We start from the raw sequence: 20,126 nt of genomic DNA, 5'->3' as shown, positions 1-20,126 counted from the left end.
AGGGGAAGGAGGACCCTTTCTCCAGAAAAGGGCCTCCTTCCCCCTCCAATTCCCAATAATTCTTACACATTCCCTCTCGCCTTCCAACTCCACACACCTGCCACGGCGCACAGGGCGAGCGCTGCAAGGTCAGTCTTGAGGCCGGGATCGATGGCGAGAAAGGCCGCCACAAGCAGCAGGGCGCGCATGACGTAATTACAGGGCCCGAACAGCCAGCCCTGCAACCCGGCGGCCAGCGCGCTCACCCCGAGACAGGCTGTGGCGAACGCCCACAGCGTCGCCAGAGCCGGATTGGCCGAGCTGTACAGCAGGAGTGGGTTGTTCAGGAAAAAGAAGGGCAGGATGAATCCGGTCAGGCCGAGCTTTACCGCAATGAGGGACGTGCGGGTCTGATCCGAATGCGCAATGCCCGCTGCCACATAGGACGACATGGCGACCGGCGGCGTGATGTTGGAGAGGCAGGCGTAGAACAGGCAGAACATGTGCGCCGCCATCGGCATCACGCCCACGCCCGTGAGCACCGGGACCGCCACGGCCGCCACGATGACATAGGCCGCCACGCCGGGCACGCCCATGCCGAGGATGGTGCTCATGATCATGACGAACAGGCCGCCGAGGTAGAGCTGGCCTTCACCCACGTACTTGAGCACCTCGTACCCGAAGGTCAGGCCGAGTCCGGTGAGGGATACCGTGCCGATGATGATGCCGATGATCACACAGGCCGCACCCACGCCCACCGCGCCGCGCGCGCCTTCGTCGAGCGCTTGGATCACCACGCGGGGAGTCATACGGTACCGATCGGAACACCACGCGGAAGCGAGCACGCACAGAGCCGTGAGGATCGCCGCGCCAAGGCTGAGGAGCCCAGAGAGGGCCAGACCTCCGAGGACGGCAAGCAGCAGGACGAAGGCAAAGGTGCGGGCTGTTTTCGTCCGCAGCAATCCGATGAGGAAAGGCAGCCATGTAGCCCCGACGGTGGCGAAGATGGAAGCCGCCGCCGCGAACAGGGGGGTGTAGCCGTCGAACATCAGCCAGAGCAGCACGATCAGCGGGATGAACAGATGCCCGCGTTCGCGCAGGACTTTGCCCGCCGCCGGGATGTGCTCGGGGGAAAGCCCCTTGAGGCCGAGCTTGCGGGCCTCGAAGTGCACCGCCATGAGCAGCGTGAGATAATACAGGAACGCCGGGATCGCCGCCGCGAGCATGACCTTGGTATACGGGACGCCGAGGAATTCGGCCATGATGAAGCCCACCGCGCCCATGATGGGCGGTGCGAACTGTCCCCCGGTGGAGGCGACTGCCTCGACGGCGGCGGCGAATTCGGGCTTGTACCCGGTCTTTTTCATGAGCGGGATGGTGATCGCCCCCGTAGTGGCGACGTTGGCGAGGGCGCTGCCGTTGATCATACCCATGAGCGCGCTGGCGACCACGGAAACCTTGGCGGGCCCGCCAGCCGTGCGGCCCACGAGGGTCAGCGCGAGATCATTGATGAAATCGCTGAACCCGCTGTATTTCAGGAAAGCCCCGAAGAGCACGAACAGAAAAATATAGGTGGCGGACACGCCGACGCCCACGCCGAGGAGCCCTTGGCTGCCCCAGAACATGTGCTCGACGACGCGATCCCATGAAAACCCGGTATGCCCGAACGCGCCGGGAATCCATTCCCCGGCGAAGTTGTAGAGGAAAAACACGCCCGCCAGCGCCGCGAGGCTGCCGACCACGCGCCGGGCCATTTCGAAGCAGATGATCACGCCGACGGAGGCCACGAAGTAGTCGACGGGCAGGAAATAGCCGCCGCGCAAGGTGATTTCCGTATAATTGATGATGAGATAGCCAAACGAGAACAGCCCAGCAGCAATACACAGGGCATCGAACAGGGTGGGGCGGGTACGGCTGCGGCGCTCGCCCTTCCACGCCGGATACATGAGGAAGGAGAGCATCAGCAGGAAAATGATGTGCCACGAGCGCAGTGTCATGGCGTCGAAGGCCGAAAACGTGGACGCGTACATCTGGAACAGCGAGAAGATCACCGCCAGTGCGGAGATGGCCGCCGCCCACGGGCCTTTACCGTAATGCCGGAAGCGTGATTCGCTTTCTTTTTCCTCTACCAGCGCTTGCGCCGCGGCCTGCTCCACGGCGTGCACGTGCGCCGCGTTGGCGGCCTGTTCCTTTGCATCGTTGCCGTTCATGTTCCCCCTCGTCTGTGCTGTGCCCCGGTGACTGGCCGGGGCGTTCACCCTGTTTACGATTCCGCGAATCCGTTTTCCGGTCTTGTGCCGTCCTGGGGAGGGTGTTCCTCCGGCCACATTGCCGTTTAGCGCTCTCCGGTACGTTCCGCCATTTTCGCCTAAGCCATTTCCCTTTGGGAAGGGAGGCGGGCATTTTCCGTTCTTGTAATAAAAAAGCCGCGGACTGTTCGCCCGCGGCCTCCACTTCTGCGCTTGATCCATACCGTCAGGCGCTGAGCGAGCCGCTTTTCCGCATAAAGTAATAGAAACCGAAATGCCCTTCGGCATCGGCGGAAAAGAGGGTGCGCAGCGTGGCGGAAATGCTCATGAATAGCTCCTGTATCTCCGCGTTAGATACGCGCGAGCTGTTTGGGTTGTCAATCAATTTTTCGAAGGTGAAGGGGGCACGCCGGAAGACGGGCAGGTATGTTTCACAAAAATGTAAGCATACCCGGTGGTCGGGGCGTCAGGCTTGGGTCTGGAACCCGGCAAGGTGGGTTTGGAGTTTTTCCAACAGCCCGTGGAAGCCTTCCATACCGTAACGGTCGTGAAGGGGCGGATGGAGGTGCACGGCTTTTTCAAGCAGGTTTCGGCAGGCGTCAGCAATGGCGTGCGGATCAAGGGCGGCGGTGCAACGCCGGAAGGCCGCGTATGCCTCCGGCGGGAGATCCGTTTCGGCCTCCTTGAATGGGGTCACCGAGTAACGCGCCTCGCCGCTGGCGGAATGCTTTCCGAATTGGGGCGAAAAAAGACGCCGGAGAAATTCCTCCAGCGTCTTCCTGATATTATGCGTCCTGCTTACTTGTTGGCGAGACGCGTGTAGTTGCTGCGGCGGGCTTTAGCATCTGCTTCGGCCTTTTCGTACAGCATCTCCGCACGTTCGGGGAACTGGCGCTTGAGGGAGGAATAGCGCACTTCGGACAGCAGGAATTCCTTGAAGTCGTTGGAAGGCTCCTTGGAATCAAGCACGAACGGATTCTCGCCCTGTCCGATACGGCGGGGATCATAATGGTACAGCGACCAGTAGCCGGCTTCCACAGCACGCTTGGCCTGCATCTGGCTGTTGCCGAGGCCGCCCTTGATGCCGTGGTTCAGGCATGGGGAGTAGGCGATGATGAGGGAAGGGCCGGGATAGGCTTCCGCTTCGGAGATGGCCTTGAGGGTCTGTTCCTGACTGGCGCCCATGGCGATCTGCGCCACGTACACGTTGCCGTAGCTCATGGCCATGAGGCCCAGATCCTTCTTGCGGTTCATCTTGCCGTTGGCGGCGAACTGCGCCATCGCACCGGTAGGCGTGGCCTTGGAAGACTGGCCGCCGGTGTTGGAATAGACCTCGGTGTCGAAGACGAGGACGTTGATGTCCTCGCCGCTGGCCAGCACGTGGTCGAGCCCGCCGTAGCCGATATCGTAGGCCCAGCCGTCGCCGCCGAAGATCCAGTGCGAACGCTTGACGAAGAAGTCGCTCTTCTCGCGGAGGGCCTTGAGTTCGGCGTCGTCTTTTTCCGCCAGAGCTTCGTCGAGGGCGGCGGTGAGGGCGGCGGCCCTTTCGCGGGTGCCTTCGCCGAGGTCCTTGTCTCTCAGCCATCTTTCCATAGCGGAACGGAGAGCGGCGCTGATGTCCCCGCCTTCCAGTAGAGCCTTCATCTTCAGGGCAAGGGTGGCCCGGATCTGCGCTACGCCGAGGAACATGCCGAAGCCGTATTCGGCGTTGTCTTCAAAGAGTGAGAAGCCCCACGCCGGGCCGTGGCCGTTCTCGTCGGTGGTGTAGGACACGGAGGGAGCACCGGCTGCCCACACCGTGGAACAGCCGGCGGAGTTGGAGAGCATCATGCGGTCGCCGAAGAGTTGGGTGACGAGCTTGGCATAGGGCGTTTCGCCGCAGCCGGCGCAGGCTCCGGAGAATTCGTTGAGCGGGCGCAGATACTGGCTGTTGGCTACGTTGAGCTTCCCCTGAGCTGGCTTCTTGTAGGTGATGTTCTTTTCGGCGTAGTCCCACTTCCGGGCGCCCTCGGGCATCACGTTCTCCAGTTTGGTCATGGTCAGGGCCTTTTCCTTGGCCGGACACTGGCCCACGCACACTCCGCAGCCGGTGCAGTCAAGGACGGAAATGGCCATGTGGAACTCAAAGCCTTTCTGGATACGGCAGGGACGATGCTCGATGGAAGCTGGCGCGGCGACGGCTTCTTCGGCACTGAGCAGACGCGGACGGATGGCGGCATGAGGGCAGGCGAAGGCGCACTTGTTGCACTGGATGCACTTTTCGGCATCCCACACGGGTACCATGATGGCGGCACCGCGCTTTTCAAAGGCCGTGATGCCTACAGGCCACGTGCCGTCTTCATAACCGAGGAAGGCGCTCACGGGCAGCTCGTCGCCTTCCTGACGGTTCATCACGTCCACGATGTTGCGGACGAAGTCGGGGCGTTCGTCGCAGGCGGCGGGGGCGTCTTCCGCGGCGTCGGCCCATGCGGCGGGCACGGCCACTTCGTGCAGCATGGCGATGCCCTGACGCACGGCTTCCTGGTTCATGTCGACGACGCTATGGCCCTTCCTGCCGTAGGTCTTGACGATGGCTTCGTTCAGGTAGGCGACGGCGTCATCGAGAGGGATGATGCCGGCCAGCTTGAAGAAGGCGGCCTGCATGAGCATGTTGATGCGTCCGCCGAGGCCGAGGTTCATGGCGATATCCACGGCGTTGAGCGTGTAGAAGCGGATCTTCTTGCGGGCGATGGTGCGGCGCAGGGAAGCGGGCAGATGCTTTTCCAGATCCCCGTCCTTCCACATGCAGTTCAGCAGAAAGACGCCGCCTTCCTTGATGCCCCGCAGAAGGTCGTACTTGTCCACATAGGACTGGTTGTGGCAGGCGATGAAGTCGGCATAGTCGATGAGATAGGAAGAGCGGATGGGCTGGCTGCCGAAACGCAGGTGCGATATGGTGACGCCGCCGGACTTGCGGGAGTCGTAGGCGAAATAGGCCTGAGAATACATGTCGGTATGGTCGCCGATGATCTTCACGGCCAGCTTGTTCGCACCAACGGTACCGTCGGAACCGAAACCCCAGAACTTGCAGGCGGTCTGGCCTTCGGCCACCACGTGGAAGTCCTTCACTTCGAGGGATGTGTGGGTCACGTCGTCGATGATGCCCACGGTGAAGTTGTCGCGGGGCTGTCCGGCGGCCAGATTATCGAAGACAGCAAGGACCTGGGCGGGAGTGAAGTCCTTGGAGGCGAGTCCGTAACGGCCGGCATATATCGCGGGGGCATCGGTTTTGGAGGCATAGGCGTTGCGCACGTCGAGGCACAGGGGGTCGCAGGCGCCGGGCTCCTTGGTGCGGTCGAGCACGGCGATGCGCTTTACGGAGGCGGGGACGGCTTCCAGCAGCTTTTCCGGCAGGAAGGGGCGGTACAGGCGCACGTTGACCATACCGACCTTCTCGCCGCGGCGCATGAGCTCGTCGATGGTTTCTTCCACCACGGAGGCACCGGAACCCATGACGATGATGAGGCGTTCCGCTTCGGGATGGCCGTAATAGTTGAAGAAGTCGTAGCCCTTGCCGGTGATGGCGTTGATTTTGTCCATGTACTTCCGGACGATGGCGGGCAGGGCGTCCACGAAGGGGTTCACCGCTTCACGCAGCTGGAAGAACACGTCGGGGTTGTGGGTCATGCCGCGCAGCTGAGGATGGTCGGGGTTCAGGGCGCGGTGGCGGAAAGCTTCCACGGCTTCCCAGTCGAGCATGTCGGCAAGTTCTTCCTGCTCAAGGAGCTCGATCTTCTGGATTTCGTGGGAGGTACGGAACCCGTCGAAGAAGTGGATGAAGGGCAGGCGCGCCTCAATGGCGGAAAGGTGGGCCACGGCGCCGAGGTTCATGACGTCCTGCACGGAGCTGGAGGCCAGCATGGCGAAGCCGGTCTGGCGGGTGGCCATCACGTCCTGATGGTCGCCGAAGATGCTCAGGGAGTTGGAGGCGAGGGAGCGCGCGCTCACATGGAAGACTGCGGGCAGGAGTTCACCGGCTATCTTGTACATGTTGGGGATCATCAGCAGGAGCCCCTGCGAGGCTGTGTAGGTGGTGGTGAGGGCGCCGCCTTGCAGGGAGCCGTGCAGAGCTCCTGCCGCGCCGCCTTCGGACTGCATCTCGACCACGCGCACAGGGGCTCCGAAAAGGTTTTTCTTGCCCTGAGCCGCCCACGCATCTGTGAGTTCCGCCATGGGAGAAGAGGGGGTGATGGGAAAAATGGCAGCAACTTCCGTGAAAGGATAGGAGATATAGGCGGCAGCGGTGTTGCCGTCTATAGTCTGTGTCCTGCGGTTACTCATGAAAAAGCCTCCCAATCTGAAGAAATAATACAGACTGAATGCGAATAACATGCCAAAACCGCAATTTTGAGGACGTGCCCCGTCTTATTTCTTCTCTTGTGCGGCGATCTCCTTCAGCCTTCTCCATAACGTGGCGGGGGAGATGCCCAGACGCCGGGCTGTTTCCGCCTTGTTGCCCTGTGTTTCCTCCAGTACCTGAAGGATGGTGCTGTTTATCTGGGCACGAAGCATACTCTGCTTGGTTCGTCTGTTCGCATCGGCAGGTGCGGAAGGCGACGGGGGCACGGTCACGGCCTTCTTGTGGCTGTTCCCGCACGGGGCCTCGTTCATCAGGAGCACGCGCGAGATGTCGCTTTCCCGTATTTCCCTGCCCTTTGCGATCACCACCAGCCTTTCTATGACGTTGCGCAGTTCCCTGATATTGCCCGGGAAATGATAGCGCTTCAGCACGGCCAGAGCCTCGGGGCTGATCAGGGGCCGGGGGAGAGAGAGCGACTGGGGCAGCCAGCTGAGGAAGCTGTCGACGAGTTCCTCGATATCCTCCGGGTGTTTCCGCAAGGGAGGGAGGTTGAGCCGGAGCACGTTCAGGCGGTAGAAAAGGTCTTCCCTGAACTTGCCGCATCGCACCAATTCCGCCAAATCCTTGTTTGTAGCGCACACGATGCGCACGTTGATGGGGATATAGCGTTCCTGACCGATGCGCATGACGATTTTTTCCTCGAGCACGCGCAGAAGCTTGGCCTGCACCGAGGTGGGGATCTCGCCGATTTCGTCGAGGAAGAGGGTGCCGTTGTGCGCCATTTCGAAAAGGCCCACTTTGCCGCCTTTTTTCGCGCCGGTGAAGGCACCTTCGGCATAGCCGAAAAGCTCGCTTTCCAGAAGGGATTCAGGCAGGGCCGTACAGTTGATGCCCACGAAGGGGCCGTTCCTGAACGGGCTTGCCATATGTATGCCCTGCGCGAAGATCTCCTTGCCGGTTCCGGATTCCCCGTAGATGAAGATGGAAGAAGGGCTGTTGGCGTAAAGCTCCGCGTGTTCCACAAGGCTGCGCATCTCCGCGGAATGCCCTACCACGTCCTTGAGGGTATAGCGCGCCACATGCCCCTTGGCGTGCAGTTCCCGGCGCATCTTGTGTTCGAGGCTCTGGATATGGCTGGCATCCTGGATGATCACGCTGGCTCCGCAGTAGATATCGTTGCTGTAGGCGGGGATGATATTGCAGAGATACTGCTTTTTTTCGTACTTCTTGCTTTCTCCCGACCACGTGAGCTGCTGCTGCACCGCCTCAATGATGCCCGTATCCTGCAAAAAGGTGCGGATGCTTTTCATGGTGGATTCGCCGTTGGCGAACATCTTTTGGGCAGGCAGATTGTATTCCAGCACCTTGCCCTGTTCGTTCAGCGAGATGGCGCCGTCTTTCAGGGCGTTGAGCATGGTACGCACGCGGGCGTCCTTGGAGCGTTCGCTGATGATGGCGTTGAGTATGCGGTCGGCTTCGTTCAGCACCTGTATCACGCCGTCCGCGGAAACCGTATGCAGTACGCCATGCAGTCCCAGTTTCTGTGCCCACTGCACAGCGTGACCGCCGCCAACGAGCACCTTCATCCCCTTGTCCCTCATCTCGTAACAGCCTTTTTCGATATCGTCGGGGTTGTTGACCTGATGGACGGTGAGGCTCACCCCGAGGTGTGGGGCCACCGTGACCATCTTGGCGATATGGGAAGGAAAGGAAACCACGCCGATGTTCGTGTCGTACTGCTTCGCTTTGGTAAGAAATTCAATGGCATCACAGCATGTTATGGGTGTCTGTAGCGTGGGTACGAGGGGAAAAGCCTTTTTTATCGTGCTCCACACGCTGCCGCGGCTGACGATGACGGCGGCACCTTCCTCGATGACCCGCTTCGTGGCTACTATGCATTTGCTGGATTCCGTAGTGATGATTCGGACAGGCGAGGATATGGAGTGCTGGCAGAGCTCTATCTGCTCTGCCGCACTGTTGTCGGAAACGATGGCACAGATGAAGGGATGCTTAGGCATAGGGGGCACTCGGCAGGGATGAGGGAGCAGTTGGTGAATGGATGCAGGATACCTGAACACGCTAACTTTTCAACTGCCTAAGCAGAAACGACAAAGGAGGAGAAGCTCCCTAACGGAGCTTCTCCTCGCCGGATAGCTTTTATATGGTTTAGTAGTTCTTACCAGCGGCCTTGTAGCCGTCGAGAACCTGCTGGATGAGGGACGGGGGAACCTGCTTATCGAAGTCCTTCCAGATGGCCTTGCCGGCGTTCATGAATTCAGCGCGTGCTTCGGGGGAGAACTCGATTACGTCCACGCCCTGAGCGCGCAGCTTTTCGATGAGCTTCTGTTCTCCGGTGTGGATGGCACTACGCTGGATCTTCTGGACTTCAGCGAATGTTTCTTCAAAAATCTTACGGTCTTCAGGAGACAGGGAGTCCATGAACTTGGCGGAAGCCATGAACAGATGGGGGGTATAGAAGTGGCCGGAGAGCACGAGATGGGGGGCGACTTCGTGCAGGTTGGCGGAAACGGCGGAGTGGATGTCAACGTCCACGCCGGCCACGGTGCCCTGCTGGAGAGCGGTGAAGGTTTCGCTCCAGGCCATGGGGGTGGGGTTCATGCCGAAGGCCTTGGTCATACTGATATGAACCTTGGAAGCGGTGGCGCGGATCTTCATGGACTTGGCTTCAGCCATGGTGTGGAATGGCTTGTTCATCCAGTAGAAACGGGTGCCGAGGGCGATCCAGCCCATGCCCTTGATGCCGATCTTTTCGAGGGAACGGCTCAGTTCCTTCCCAACCTTGCCGTCGAGCAGAATATTGACGGCGTCGTAGTCGGGCATGAGGTAGGGAAGGTCGAAGATCATCAGTTTGGGATCGTAGATGGACAGGTTGGAAGGAGATTCCTGAGCGAACTGCAACATGCCGAACTGCAGGCCCTGTACCACGGCTTCAAAGTTGCCGAAGGAGTAGTTGTCGAACACGTCGATACGGAAGCGGCCATTGGTCTTTTCTTCAATGGTCTTTTTGAACTGGCCGCGGATGAGGTCGGTGGTGGGGTGGCCCGTGGGCTGGGTGAGGGCGATCTTCACCACGGTGGGAGCAGCCTGTGCGTGGGCGGCGGGGAGCAGAAGGCTCAGAGCGGCGACGGAGCAGAGCATGGCCTTGAACAGTTTCATAGAGATCCTCCAGACAGTTTGTGAGAATGGTTTCCCAACGTTAAGGACTTAGATGAGACAGAGCGAGAGCTGCGGGACAAAAGCGATGATGAACAGCATGACCACGAGTGTGAGAATGTAGGGGATGCTCGCGATGCTGAGGCGTTCGATGCTGATCTTGGCGATGGAAGCACCCACGAAGAGCGTCATGCCCACAGGGGGAGTCTGCCCCCCTACGGCGAAGCTGGTGAGCATGATGATGCCGAAGTGTACGGGATCCACGCCAATGGCATTGATAACGGGCAGCAGAAGCGGAGTGACGATCATGATGATGGCGGCAGCTTCGAGGAAGGTGCCCAGAATGAGCAGCACGATGAGGATGAGCGCCATGATGACGACCTTGCTCGTGGAGATGCTCATGATGGTATCGAGCACGGCGGCGGAAAGGTTGTAGTACATCATGATCTGGCCGAGTGCCGTGGCGGAGGCCACCACGAGGAAGATAGCGGCGTTGATGCGTACGGAGCTCTTGATGATCTCGAAGAACAGCTTCCTTGTCATGGAACGGGTGATGAACACTTCCACGAACAGGGCGTAGACCACGGCGATGGCGCCGGCTTCGGTGGGGGTGGTGATGCCGCCGTAGATGCCGCCAAGAACGATGACGGGCACCATGATGGCCCACTTGGCTTCGTACAGGGCCTTCAGCATTTCCGAGAATTTGGCACGGGCCACGGTTTTGCCGTACTTCCTGCGCACGCAGATGACGTAGCTCACCAGCATGAGGGCGCAGCCCATGAGGATGCCGGGAACGATGGTGGCCACGAAGAGGTCGCTGATGGAAACGCCCGCAGTGGAGCCGAAAAGGATGAGCGGGATGCTCGGCGGGATCATAATGCCGAGACAGCCGGAGGTGGAGTTCACGGCGGTGGCGAACTCCTTGGGGTAGCCTTCCTTCTCCATGGCGGGGATCATGATGCCGCCCACGGCGGCCACGGTGGCGGCGGCGGAGCCGCTCAGCGCGCCGTAGAAGAGGCTGGTGAGGATGGAGATGTGGGCCATGCCCCCCTTGATGTGGCCGACCAGACAGCGGGAAACGGCCAGCAGGGAGTTGGCGATGGTGCCTTTCTGCATGATATCGCCAGCCACGATGAAGAAGGGGACGGCCAGCAGGGGGAAGGAGTCCAGCGCACTGTACATTTTCTGTGCGAGGAACACGGGGGGAAGACCGCCCACCATCATGCCCATGAAGACGGCGGTGCCGATGGAAACGCCGATGGGCACGGTGAAGATGAGCAGGACGATGAGGGTGCCGAATGTGGTAAGAAGAACAGGATCCATATTATTTCCTTTTATTATTCTATGTTAGACGTTCTTCGCTATCTCATCGACACAGCGCAGAATGGCTTGGATACCCATGAGGCCGAAGCCTGCGGGCATGGCCATCCAGATGATCCAGGCAGGCAGCTGCATGGCGGGGGTGAGCTGTTCGCTCCAGTGGATGTTGATGACGGACTCCATGCCGGCATAGACCATGATGATGCTGAACGCGAGGCACACGATGCAGGAGAAGCACTTGACGTACTTCTTCATGCGGGGGCCGGAAAAGTTGGAAAGGATGGAAAGCTCGAGGTGGGAGTCGGTGCGCATGGCGAAACTGCATCCGAAAAGCACGCTCCAGATGACGAGGTAACGGGCCAGCTCTTCCGTCCAGGCGAGGGAGTCCTGGAGCACGTAGCGGCAGAACACCTGAATGGAGACGACGAGGATCAGGAGCAGCATGGCGAAGACGCTGACCCAGACTTCGATGGCGTTGATTGCTTTGCGGAAAGGGGAATCCGGCTTCATGGAACCTCCTGTTGGTATGCCCTCTGTCATGAGGGCTTTTTTATTCAGTCTTCCGTGTATGGGCATCCGCAGGGGCAGTCGAATACCTGATCAGGCAGGTCCTTCCAGAACCGCCACGAGGCGTATCGGGGAACCCGTGAAGCCGGCGAGCTTCAAGGGCAGAGCCGTACAGTGGAATCGTTTTCCTGCCAGAAGTTCGGAATGCACGATGCCTTCGATGATATGCACGCCATGGGAAAGAAAGGCGCAGTGGATCGGGCGCCCTTCCCCCCTGCGGTCGTCCACGGTGGGGCCGTTGACGCCCACAGCCACCGGACGGAGCCGGATGATGCGTTCCGCAGCGGCAGGGGTGATGAACGGGGAATTGAAATATTCCTGCGTATTGGAATACCAACCCGTTCCGGTGTGGAGCATGATGAAGGCGTCTTCCGGGATGGAACCGTATTGCTTCAGCTCGCGTTCCACGTCGCCCGCATCGATCTTGTGGAAGCAGGATACGGCGGTGAAGTCGAGGAAGACGCCGGGCATGGAATACAGGGCAGAGAGATCTGCTTCATCGATGGGCTTCCCGCCGGGGACGAAATGCAGAGGCGCATCGATGTGCGTGCCCGTGTGATCGGTCATGCCGAACCACATCATCTGATAGGGGGAATCGGGACTGTGGCTGGCCACCGTGCGGAATTCCACAGGCAGATCGCAAGGGGCAGGCGATGCCGGGGTGATGGGCTGGCTGAGATCGATGATGTTCCGGGTGGTCATGGGAGCCTCCTGGCAGGATGGTGCTGCATTGATGACCGGCAAAAGCATGAAAGGATGGAAGCTCTTCAAAGCTTCCATCCTTTCATGCTAACTGCTTACCATTTGAAGGCAAAGAACTGCCGCGCGCTGTATATTTCGCCGGGACGAAGGATGGGCGACGGCATGGAGGGGATGTTGATGGCGTTGGGATAATTCTGCGGTTCGATGGCAAGGCCGGGGGCCGGGGCGAAGGGGGATTCCAGCCCGCGGGAAGTATAGAACGAGGCCATATTATAGGCGTTGTACACCTGCAGTGCGCGGGCCGTGGTGTGCAGGGTGTAGGAGCGGCCCTGTTCCGGGATGCTCACTTCGGCCACTTCGCGCAGGGTGCCGCCTTCGCCGTCCAGAGCCATGATGGGATTGTACACAGCGCCCTGAGAGAGTTCTTCCATCAGCTTGGGGGTACGCAGGTCGAACACGGAGCCTTCCACGGGGATGAAGTTGCCGGTGGGGGTGCCTGTGGCATCTTTTTCCAGATAATACGATGCGTTGACCTTTAGGTACTCGTTCATGATGTCACGGTTCTTGAAGCCGTTGAGGTTCAGATACACGTGAGAGGACATGTCGATGATGGTGGTGGCGTCGGTGGTGGCTTCCCAGTTCATGTGGAAGCGGTTGTCGTCGTCGAGGCGGTAGGTGACGGTCACGGAAGCGTTACCGGGATAGCCTTCTTCACCATCGGGCGAGAGATACGTGAGCTTCAGCGTGGCACCGTTGGCGTCGCTGTCGGCTTCGCCGGCCCACACACGGCTGTCGAAGCCCACGAAGCCGCCGTGCATGTTGCTGCCGGCGGGGCCGTTGGCGGACAGATTATAGGTCTTGCCGTCGATCTGGAATTGCGCGCCGGTGACGCGGCTGGCGGTGCGGCCGAGGAGGGCGCCGAGCCAGGGATTGAAGCGGGCATGGTAGGGCTCGAAGGTGTCGTACCCCACGCTCATGTTGTCCAGGCCGCCCTGGCCGTCGGGGATGCACAGGGCCTTGATGCGGCCGCCGAATTCGAGGAGCTCGGCCATCATGCCGTTGGCGTTGGCCAGACGGAACAGGTGGATCGGTTTACCGTTGAGTTCACCAAAAACGCTTCTTTCAACTCGCTGCATGACAACCTCCAGAGTTCGTATGTTCGGGACGAGGAAAGGTCTGGTTCGACAGTCGGAACGCCGCTTGTGTTTTTCTTCTTGCAAATTCTGTGTCAACGGGCGCAGGCCCGGAGTATGGCCGCAGAGGAAGGGCCTTGCACGTGGTATCGTGAGAAGGCAGGGCTTTTGAAGTGGTTCGGATATGCGATCGGGAAGGATTTCAGGCGGAGGAATGGTTTGTGATTTCAAAATAAAATATTCAAAATTGAAAATATCAAAAATAATAGGGGTGGAAAGCGGTTTGCCTGCTACACGTTTCAAGGTTACACGATATGTTTTTTTTGCATATAAAAGGAAATTTTTTATCAAGAAGCAATATGATTTTAGAACACGATAATAAATAAGGTGTTCATATCGATGTTGAATCATCGATTCATAGTGCCAAAAGATGCAATGAACCATAAAGAATAAAGGCTCTGCCATAGAATGAGACTGATACGGTTTTACAGAATGGCAAATATATAATGTTTTTTAATTCTTTTTGTTGGTCGACCACCTCAGCAAAGGGATGGACTTTGTACTATACATATGAAATTTCATAAAATGAAATTCCAATCGCTTACTGTGACAGATTCGGAATAAAAAAACAATGGAACTATCTGGTGTTATATATACAGAAAGCTTTTTTTAAAAAAGGAAAGATATGGATAGCGTTTTTTGGGGTGCCGGGAGAAGCCTTTTGGAAGGCTGGTTCTTTCATTATCTCAAAATGAAATGGTTCAAAATGAAATGCATCGAACTGAAATGAAAGATGCCTACGCAGGGCTTTCGGCGGGGCGAACAGTGATGCTTGCGACTTTTCCAGAGGATTGGCGAGGCCTGACTGAAGGTTTTTCGGCAGAAAGGGGATTTTGGCAAACCTTTTGCACAAAGTGCTGGAAAAGAGAAATCGAAAAACCGATCCGCATACACTTAACGAAAAGGTTGCCTAATGGAACACGTTATTATGATGCACGCCAAAGATAACATCGCCATTGTCATGGCCCCTTCCTTGGCTGTGGGAAGCGAATTTACGGTGGGAGGCAAGACGGTCTGTGCCAAAAACGAACTCCCCTTTGCCCATAAGGTCGCCATCAAGGCTATCCCCAAGGGTGGTCAGATCGTTAAATATGGAGAGCCTGTGGGGATAGCGACCGCCGATATCGCCCCCGGTGAACACGTTCACGTGCATAACGTCATCAGCGGTCGCCACACTGTAAAAGAATAAGGAACGCTGTCATGCTGCCAGAAATCATGGGTTACAGGCGTCCCGATGGCCGTTTCGGCATCCGCAACCATATCGCTGTCATCGCTACGATGGACAACGCCAATCCTACGGTGCGGCGCATATGCTCTCTGGTGAAGGGGTGCGTGCCTTTCTGCCCCGGGTTCGGCCGCGGCGAAATGAACGAAGACCTTGCCCTGCACAACCTCCTCTCCATCAATACCGCTCTGCATCCCAACGTGTACGGCGTCATCGTCGTGGCTTTGGAAGATCAGACCGCCGAATACATCACCGGCGAGATCGCGAAGGGCGGCAAGCCTGTGGTGGGCTTTTCCATCGAAGATCAGGGCGGCACCGTGGAAGTGGCGTACCGCGCCGCTCAGGCCGCCATCCAGATGCTTCACGATGCGGGCCGCCTGCGCCCCGAACCCATGCCTTGGAGCGAATTCGTCCTCGGCGTGGAATGCGGCGGTTCCGATGGTTCTTCCGGCATCGTCTCCAATCCGGTGACCGGACGTCTGGCCGACCGCGTCATCGACGCCGGAGGCACCGTCATCATGTCGGAAACGCTGGAACTGCTGGGCGGCGAGGAGATGCTCGGCCGCCGTGCCGTCACCCCCGAAGTGGCCGCCAAGGTGAAGGGCATCATCCAGCGCACCCTCGACTATGCCGCTGAGCACAATCTCGACATCATGGGTGCCAACCCCGCTCCCGACAACATTGCCGGCGGCCTGACCACCATTGAGGAAAAGGCTCTCGGTGCTATCAAGAAGGGTGGAACCAAGCCTCTGGTCGAAGTCCTCGAAGAGGGCGAACGTCCCACGAAGAAAGGCTTCGTCATCATGGACGCTCCCGCCCCCGGCGTGGAGAACCTCACCGCCATCGTGTCGGGCGGCTGCCACGCCGTCATCTTCTCCACCGGCAAGGGCAACTGCATCGGCCATCCCGTGGCCCCCGTCATCAAGATTTCCGGCAATCCCATGACCGTGAAGTCCATGCGCGACAATATTGACGTCGACGTGTCCGGTGTCATCAATCAGGGGCTCACCCTCGATCAGGCCACCGATATCGTGCAGGACAAGCTGGTGGACGTGTGCTGGGGCGCCATGACCAGCTCCGACATGCTGGGCGAGATCGAAACGGCCGCCAGCCGCCTTTTGAGAACCCTGTAAGCCAGAGGATGCCATGAAGGTCTGTTTTCTGGGGCTTGGAAGCATGGGGAGCGGCGTGTGCCGCAACCTGCTGAACAAGGGATATGCCCTGCAGGTATGGAACCGCAGCCCTGAAAAGGCGGCCAAGGTCGCCGGATGGGGCGCGGAAGCCTTTGCCACGCCTCAGGAGGCTGCCCGCGGCGCCGGCGTGGTGATGAGCTGCCTGTCTTCCGTGGCTGCACTCAAGGCCGTGGCGGGCGGCGCAAACGGCGTGCTCTCCTGCATGGGGAAGGGCATGGCCTTTTACGATATGGGCACGTGGGACATCAAGTCCGTCCTCGCTCTGGAGGCGGAAGCCGAGAGGCGCGGCGTCCGCTACGTGTACATGCCTATGGGCAAGGGGCCCGAAGCGGCCGAGGCCGGCGAGTCCCCCTTGTTCTTCGGCGGCTCAAAGGATGTGTATGAGCGGGATAAGGCGTTCCTCTCCGAGATGGGCGAAGTGTTCTACCTCGGCGACGTGAAGGCGGCCTGCGCCTTCAAGCTCATCACCAACCTCATCGGGCTTTCCAACAACGTCATCCTTACCGAAGGCGTGTTCCTCGCGAAGAGGATGGGCCTCTCCGAAGAGGCCTTCCTCAATGGGGCAAAGTCCACTGGTGCGTGGTCCTACCAGATGCGGAACTCGGGGCATAAGCTGTTCAATGAAGCCTTCCTGCCCATGCGCGGCACGCTCGACAACGCCTGGAAAGATATGAAGTTCGGCGTGGAGATGGCGGAAGAGGCGGGAGTTTCCTGCCCCGCCTTCGCCATGCTGAGGGATCGTTATAAGGCCGCATCGGAAGCCGGTTACGGAGAGGAAGACTACATCTCTGTGTACCGCCTTCTTATGGATGCTGAAAAATGACGACGCGACTGCTGCGGAACCATGTAATTGACTAGGAGTTTGTCATGAAAGTTGGTTTTATCGGTCTCGGCAAGATGGGTGCCGGCATCTGTTCCAACATCGTCAAGAACGGCATCGATGTGGTGGTGTACGACATCAACCCCGCCAACGTTCAGAAGTTCGTGGATATGGGTGCCTCTTCCGCCGCTACCGTGAAGGAACTGGCTGCCCAGGTTGAAGTGTGCATCACCTGTGTGCCTATGCCCAAAGACGCCAAGGGCGTTCTGCTCGGGCCCGACGGCGTGTTTGAAAACCTCCCCGAAGGCGGCGTGCATTTCGACCTGTCCACCTTGGACATCGAAACGGTGGTGATGCTCGAAGCCGAAGCCGCCAAGCGGGGCAAGAAGTACCTCGTCATCCCCATGGGCAAGGGCCCCGCCTTTGCCGCGGACGGCACCTGCCCCCTGTTCGGCGGCGGCGACAAGGCCACCTACGACAAGTATGAGGAATGCCTGCTCAAGAAGATGGGCAAGCCCGCCTACATCGGCGATGTGAAGGCCGGCTGCGCTCTGAAGCTCATCCAGAACCTCATGGGCATGAGCATCAACGCCGTCTGTTCCGAAAGCATCAAGCTTGCCAAGCTTACCAACATCCCCAAGGAACAGTTCATCGAACAGATCTCCAACTCCGGCGCCTTCTCCTTCCAGTTCAAGAACACCGCTTCCGGCACCTTCGACGAAGACTTCGAGCATCCGGTGTTTACTGTGAATCTTGCCTTCAAGGACGTGCGCCTGGGCATCGAGATGTGCGAATCCCTCGGACAGCGTGTGCCCATGATGTCCCGCGCCCGCGAAGTGTTTGCGGCCACCGCTGAAAAGTACGGCGAAGAAAATTTCACCGCGACCTTCAAGATGCTGTAAGCAATGCCCTTCCCCCATCCCCGGAAGCCGCTGCCGCCCGGAGCGGTTTTCGGGCCCCCTCCTCAATGTTGCAGCATACTCACTTCTAATCTTTCTGAGGAGTCAGACATGTCCAAGAAAATCATCTTTATCACTGGTGTTACCTCCGGTGTTGGCCGCGAAACCGCCCGCCGCTTCATCAAGGAAGGCTGGAAGGTCATCGGTACCGGTCGCCGTCAGTCCCGCCTCGACGAACTCGCCGCTGAACTGGGCGGAGATTTCCTCCCCCTCTGTTTCGACGTCGCCAAGCGTGATGTCGTGGTGGAAATGTTCGCCAACCTTCCCGAAGGGTTCAAGGACATCGACGTGCTGCTGAACAACGCCGGCAGTTCCATCGGCCAGAATCCCGCCCAGTCGGGCAACATGGACGACTGGGACGAAATGATCGCCACCAACATCAACGGCCTGCTGTACTGCACCCGCTGCGTTCTGCCCGGTATGATCGAACGCGGTACCGGTCACATCGTCAACATCGGCTCCGTCGCCGGCAACCGCGCCTTCAAGTGCGGCAACGTGTACGGTGCTACCAAGGCTTTCGTGAACCATTTTAGCAGGATGCTCCGCTGCGACCTTCTGGGTACTCCCGTCCGCGTGACCAACATCAAGCCCGGTCATCTGCACACTGAATTTCTGGCCGTGCGTTTCAAGGGTGACCTGAAGACTTCGGAAGCCGCTTACGAAAACCTGGATCCCCTGACCCCTGAAAACATCGCCGAATCCGTGTGGTGGTCTGTGAATCTGCCCGCCCACATGGACGTGTGCGACATGGAGCTCATGCCCATGTGCCAGTCCGACGGTGGCTGGGGCTTCTGCCATAAGAGCTGACTGAGCGTATGCGGGCTCCTTTCGCGGGAGCCCGTTTTTATAGACCTGCCGCCGCTGTTCCGAAAGCGGTCGCGAAGACCATCAGGATATGCGTTATGATGACCGCCGAGGAGTACATCCAGTCCCTCCGTGATCTGCGCCCCCGCAGAGTTTATGCCTTTGGCGAGAAGATCGAGGATTGCGTCGGCCACCCCTTGATCCGTCCTTCCATCAACTGCTGCGCCATGACCTACAAGCTGGCCGAGATGCCTGAATACCGCGAGTTGATGGTGACCGCCTCCAGCTTCACCGGCAAGCCCGTGAACCGCTTCTGCCATCTGCACCAGTCCACGGCCGATCTGGTGAACAAGGTGAAGATGCAGCGGCTTTGCGGGAGCATGACCGGTGCCTGCTTCCAGCGCTGCGTGGGCATGGACGCCCTCAACGCCGTGTTCAGCACTACCTACGAGATCGATGCCTGCCACGGCACCGAATACCACCGGCGTTTCGTGGAATTCGTCAAAGAATGGCAGGAAAAGGACTGGACTGTGGACGGTGCCATGACCGACCCCAAGGGCAACCGTGGCCTCGCGCCCCACGCCCAGAAGAATCCCGACATGTTCCTGCGCGTGGTGGAACGCCGCGAGGACGGCATCGTGGTGCGCGGCGCCAAGATGCACCAGACCGGCGCCCTCAACTCCCATCAGATCCTCGTCATGCCCACGCAGACCATGCGCGCGGAAGACCGGGACTATGCCGTGGCCTTCTCCGTCCCCGCCGATGACCCCAGCATCCTTTACATCTATGGTCGTCAGGCCAGTGACACCCGCAAGCTGGAAGCCAGCAAGGTGGACGTAGGCAACGCGAATTACGGCGGGCAGGAAGTCATCATCATTTTTGAAGACACCTTCATTCCCTATAAGAACGTGTACATGCTGGGCGAGATCGACTTTACCGGCATGTTGGTGGAACGCTTCGCCGGTTATCACCGCCAGTCCTACGGCGGCTGCAAGGTCGGAAACGGCGACGTGCTCATCGGCGCTTCCCAGACGGCGGCCGAATGCAACGGCTGTGCCAAGGCGTCCCACATCAAGGACAAGATCATCGAGATGATCCATCTGAACGAGACGCTGTTCTCCTGCGGCATCGCCTGTTCCTGCGAAGGCGCCCCCACGCGGGCCGGAAACTATCAGATCGACATGCTCCTTGCCAACGTGTGCAAGCAGAACGTCACCCGTCTGCCTTACGAGATCGCCCGCCTCGCGCAGGACATCGCCGGAGGGCTCATGGTGACCATGCCTTCCGATGCCGATTTCACGTCCGACGAAGTGGGCGAATGGTGCCGCAAGCTCATGGTGGGCGATGCCCGGTATTCCGTGGAAGACCGCCAGCGCATCCTCCGCCTCATCGAGGCCATGACCATCGGTTCCGTGGCGGTGGGCTACCTCACCGAATCCATGCACGGCGCAGGTTCGCCGCAGGCCCAGCGCATCATGATCGGCCGTCAGGCCAACATGGAAGCGAAGAAGGCCCTTGCACGCCGCCTGTGCGGCATCGATCCCGACGGCCTGTTCTGATTTGAAAACGCCTGCCGTGGCTTTTGGGGCCTTGGCAGGCCAC

The 20,126-nt window shown here is 59.2% G+C and carries 15 protein-coding genes; 6 read left to right on the top strand and 9 right to left on the bottom strand.

The window, feature by feature from the left end:
• Positions 1-62: 62 nt before the first annotated feature.
• From HMPREF0178_RS14925 to HMPREF0178_RS14885, 9 genes are all read right to left on the bottom strand, one after another.
• Positions 63-2,189: a TRAP transporter fused permease subunit gene (locus tag HMPREF0178_RS14925; RefSeq protein WP_009368863.1), complete on the bottom strand. Its 2,127-nt coding sequence runs from the start codon at positions 2,187-2,189 to the stop codon at positions 63-65.
• Positions 2,190-2,694: 505 nt separating this feature from the next.
• Entirely contained in the window at positions 2,695-2,925 is a 231-nt protein-coding gene (locus HMPREF0178_RS14920; RefSeq protein WP_009368861.1) for a hypothetical protein, read from the bottom strand.
• Positions 2,926-3,026: 101 nt separating this feature from the next.
• Positions 3,027-6,548 carry a pyruvate:ferredoxin (flavodoxin) oxidoreductase gene (gene nifJ, locus HMPREF0178_RS14915; protein ID WP_009368860.1) on the bottom strand — a complete coding sequence of 1,174 codons (3,522 nt, stop codon included), beginning with the start codon at positions 6,546-6,548 and terminating at the stop codon, positions 3,027-3,029.
• Between the two features lie 84 nt (positions 6,549-6,632).
• Positions 6,633-8,585: a sigma-54-dependent Fis family transcriptional regulator gene (locus HMPREF0178_RS14910; protein WP_009368859.1), complete on the bottom strand. Its 1,953-nt coding sequence runs from the start codon at positions 8,583-8,585 to the stop codon at positions 6,633-6,635.
• Between the two features lie 148 nt (positions 8,586-8,733).
• On the bottom strand, positions 8,734-9,744 hold the full coding sequence (locus HMPREF0178_RS14905) for a TRAP transporter substrate-binding protein (RefSeq protein ID WP_009368858.1): 1,011 nt from the start codon (positions 9,742-9,744) through the stop codon (positions 8,734-8,736).
• Between the two features lie 48 nt (positions 9,745-9,792).
• The gene (locus HMPREF0178_RS14900) at positions 9,793-11,064 is read right to left on the bottom strand and encodes a TRAP transporter large permease (protein WP_009368857.1); all 1,272 of its coding nucleotides are present in this window, start codon (positions 11,062-11,064) and stop codon (positions 9,793-9,795) included.
• Between the two features lie 24 nt (positions 11,065-11,088).
• Positions 11,089-11,571, bottom strand: a complete 483-nt coding sequence (locus HMPREF0178_RS14895; protein WP_005024015.1) for a TRAP transporter small permease — start codon at positions 11,569-11,571, stop codon at positions 11,089-11,091.
• Positions 11,572-11,661: 90 nt separating this feature from the next.
• Positions 11,662-12,330, bottom strand: a complete 669-nt coding sequence (locus HMPREF0178_RS14890) for a cyclase family protein (protein WP_009368856.1) — start codon at positions 12,328-12,330, stop codon at positions 11,662-11,664.
• 95 nt (positions 12,331-12,425) lie between these two features.
• A complete protein-coding gene (locus HMPREF0178_RS14885; protein ID WP_009368855.1) occupies positions 12,426-13,466 on the bottom strand; it encodes an aldose epimerase family protein in 1,041 nt (346 codons plus the stop codon).
• Between the two features lie 970 nt (positions 13,467-14,436).
• On the opposite strand from HMPREF0178_RS14885, the gene HMPREF0178_RS14880 reads away from it, so the two are divergent.
• The 6 genes from HMPREF0178_RS14880 to HMPREF0178_RS14855 all read left to right on the top strand — a co-directional run bounded on the left by HMPREF0178_RS14880 (position 14,437) and on the right by HMPREF0178_RS14855 (position 20,083).
• The gene (locus HMPREF0178_RS14880) at positions 14,437-14,712 is read left to right on the top strand and encodes a UxaA family hydrolase (RefSeq protein ID WP_009368853.1); all 276 of its coding nucleotides are present in this window, start codon (positions 14,437-14,439) and stop codon (positions 14,710-14,712) included.
• Positions 14,713-14,723: 11 nt separating this feature from the next.
• Positions 14,724-15,881, top strand: a complete 1,158-nt coding sequence (locus tag HMPREF0178_RS14875; RefSeq protein ID WP_009368852.1) for a UxaA family hydrolase — start codon at positions 14,724-14,726, stop codon at positions 15,879-15,881.
• A gap of 13 nt (positions 15,882-15,894) precedes the next feature.
• A complete protein-coding gene (locus HMPREF0178_RS14870) occupies positions 15,895-16,764 on the top strand; it encodes an NAD(P)-dependent oxidoreductase (RefSeq protein ID WP_009368851.1) in 870 nt (289 codons plus the stop codon).
• Between the two features lie 44 nt (positions 16,765-16,808).
• Positions 16,809-17,663 carry an NAD(P)-dependent oxidoreductase gene (locus tag HMPREF0178_RS14865; RefSeq protein ID WP_009368850.1) on the top strand — a complete coding sequence of 285 codons (855 nt, stop codon included), beginning with the start codon at positions 16,809-16,811 and terminating at the stop codon, positions 17,661-17,663.
• A gap of 108 nt (positions 17,664-17,771) precedes the next feature.
• The gene (locus HMPREF0178_RS14860; RefSeq protein WP_009368849.1) at positions 17,772-18,527 is read left to right on the top strand and encodes an SDR family NAD(P)-dependent oxidoreductase; all 756 of its coding nucleotides are present in this window, start codon (positions 17,772-17,774) and stop codon (positions 18,525-18,527) included.
• Between the two features lie 95 nt (positions 18,528-18,622).
• A complete protein-coding gene (locus HMPREF0178_RS14855) occupies positions 18,623-20,083 on the top strand; it encodes a 4-hydroxyphenylacetate 3-hydroxylase family protein (RefSeq protein WP_009368848.1) in 1,461 nt (486 codons plus the stop codon).
• Positions 20,084-20,126 lie beyond the last annotated feature (43 nt).

The sequence above is a fragment of the Bilophila sp. 4_1_30 genome (assembly GCF_000224655.1).
GTDB classification, from domain to species: Bacteria; Desulfobacterota; Desulfovibrionia; order Desulfovibrionales; family Desulfovibrionaceae; genus Bilophila; species Bilophila wadsworthia.
Note: the sequence above shows the minus strand (reverse complement) of the source record. Positions and strands in the feature narration are given on the sequence as shown.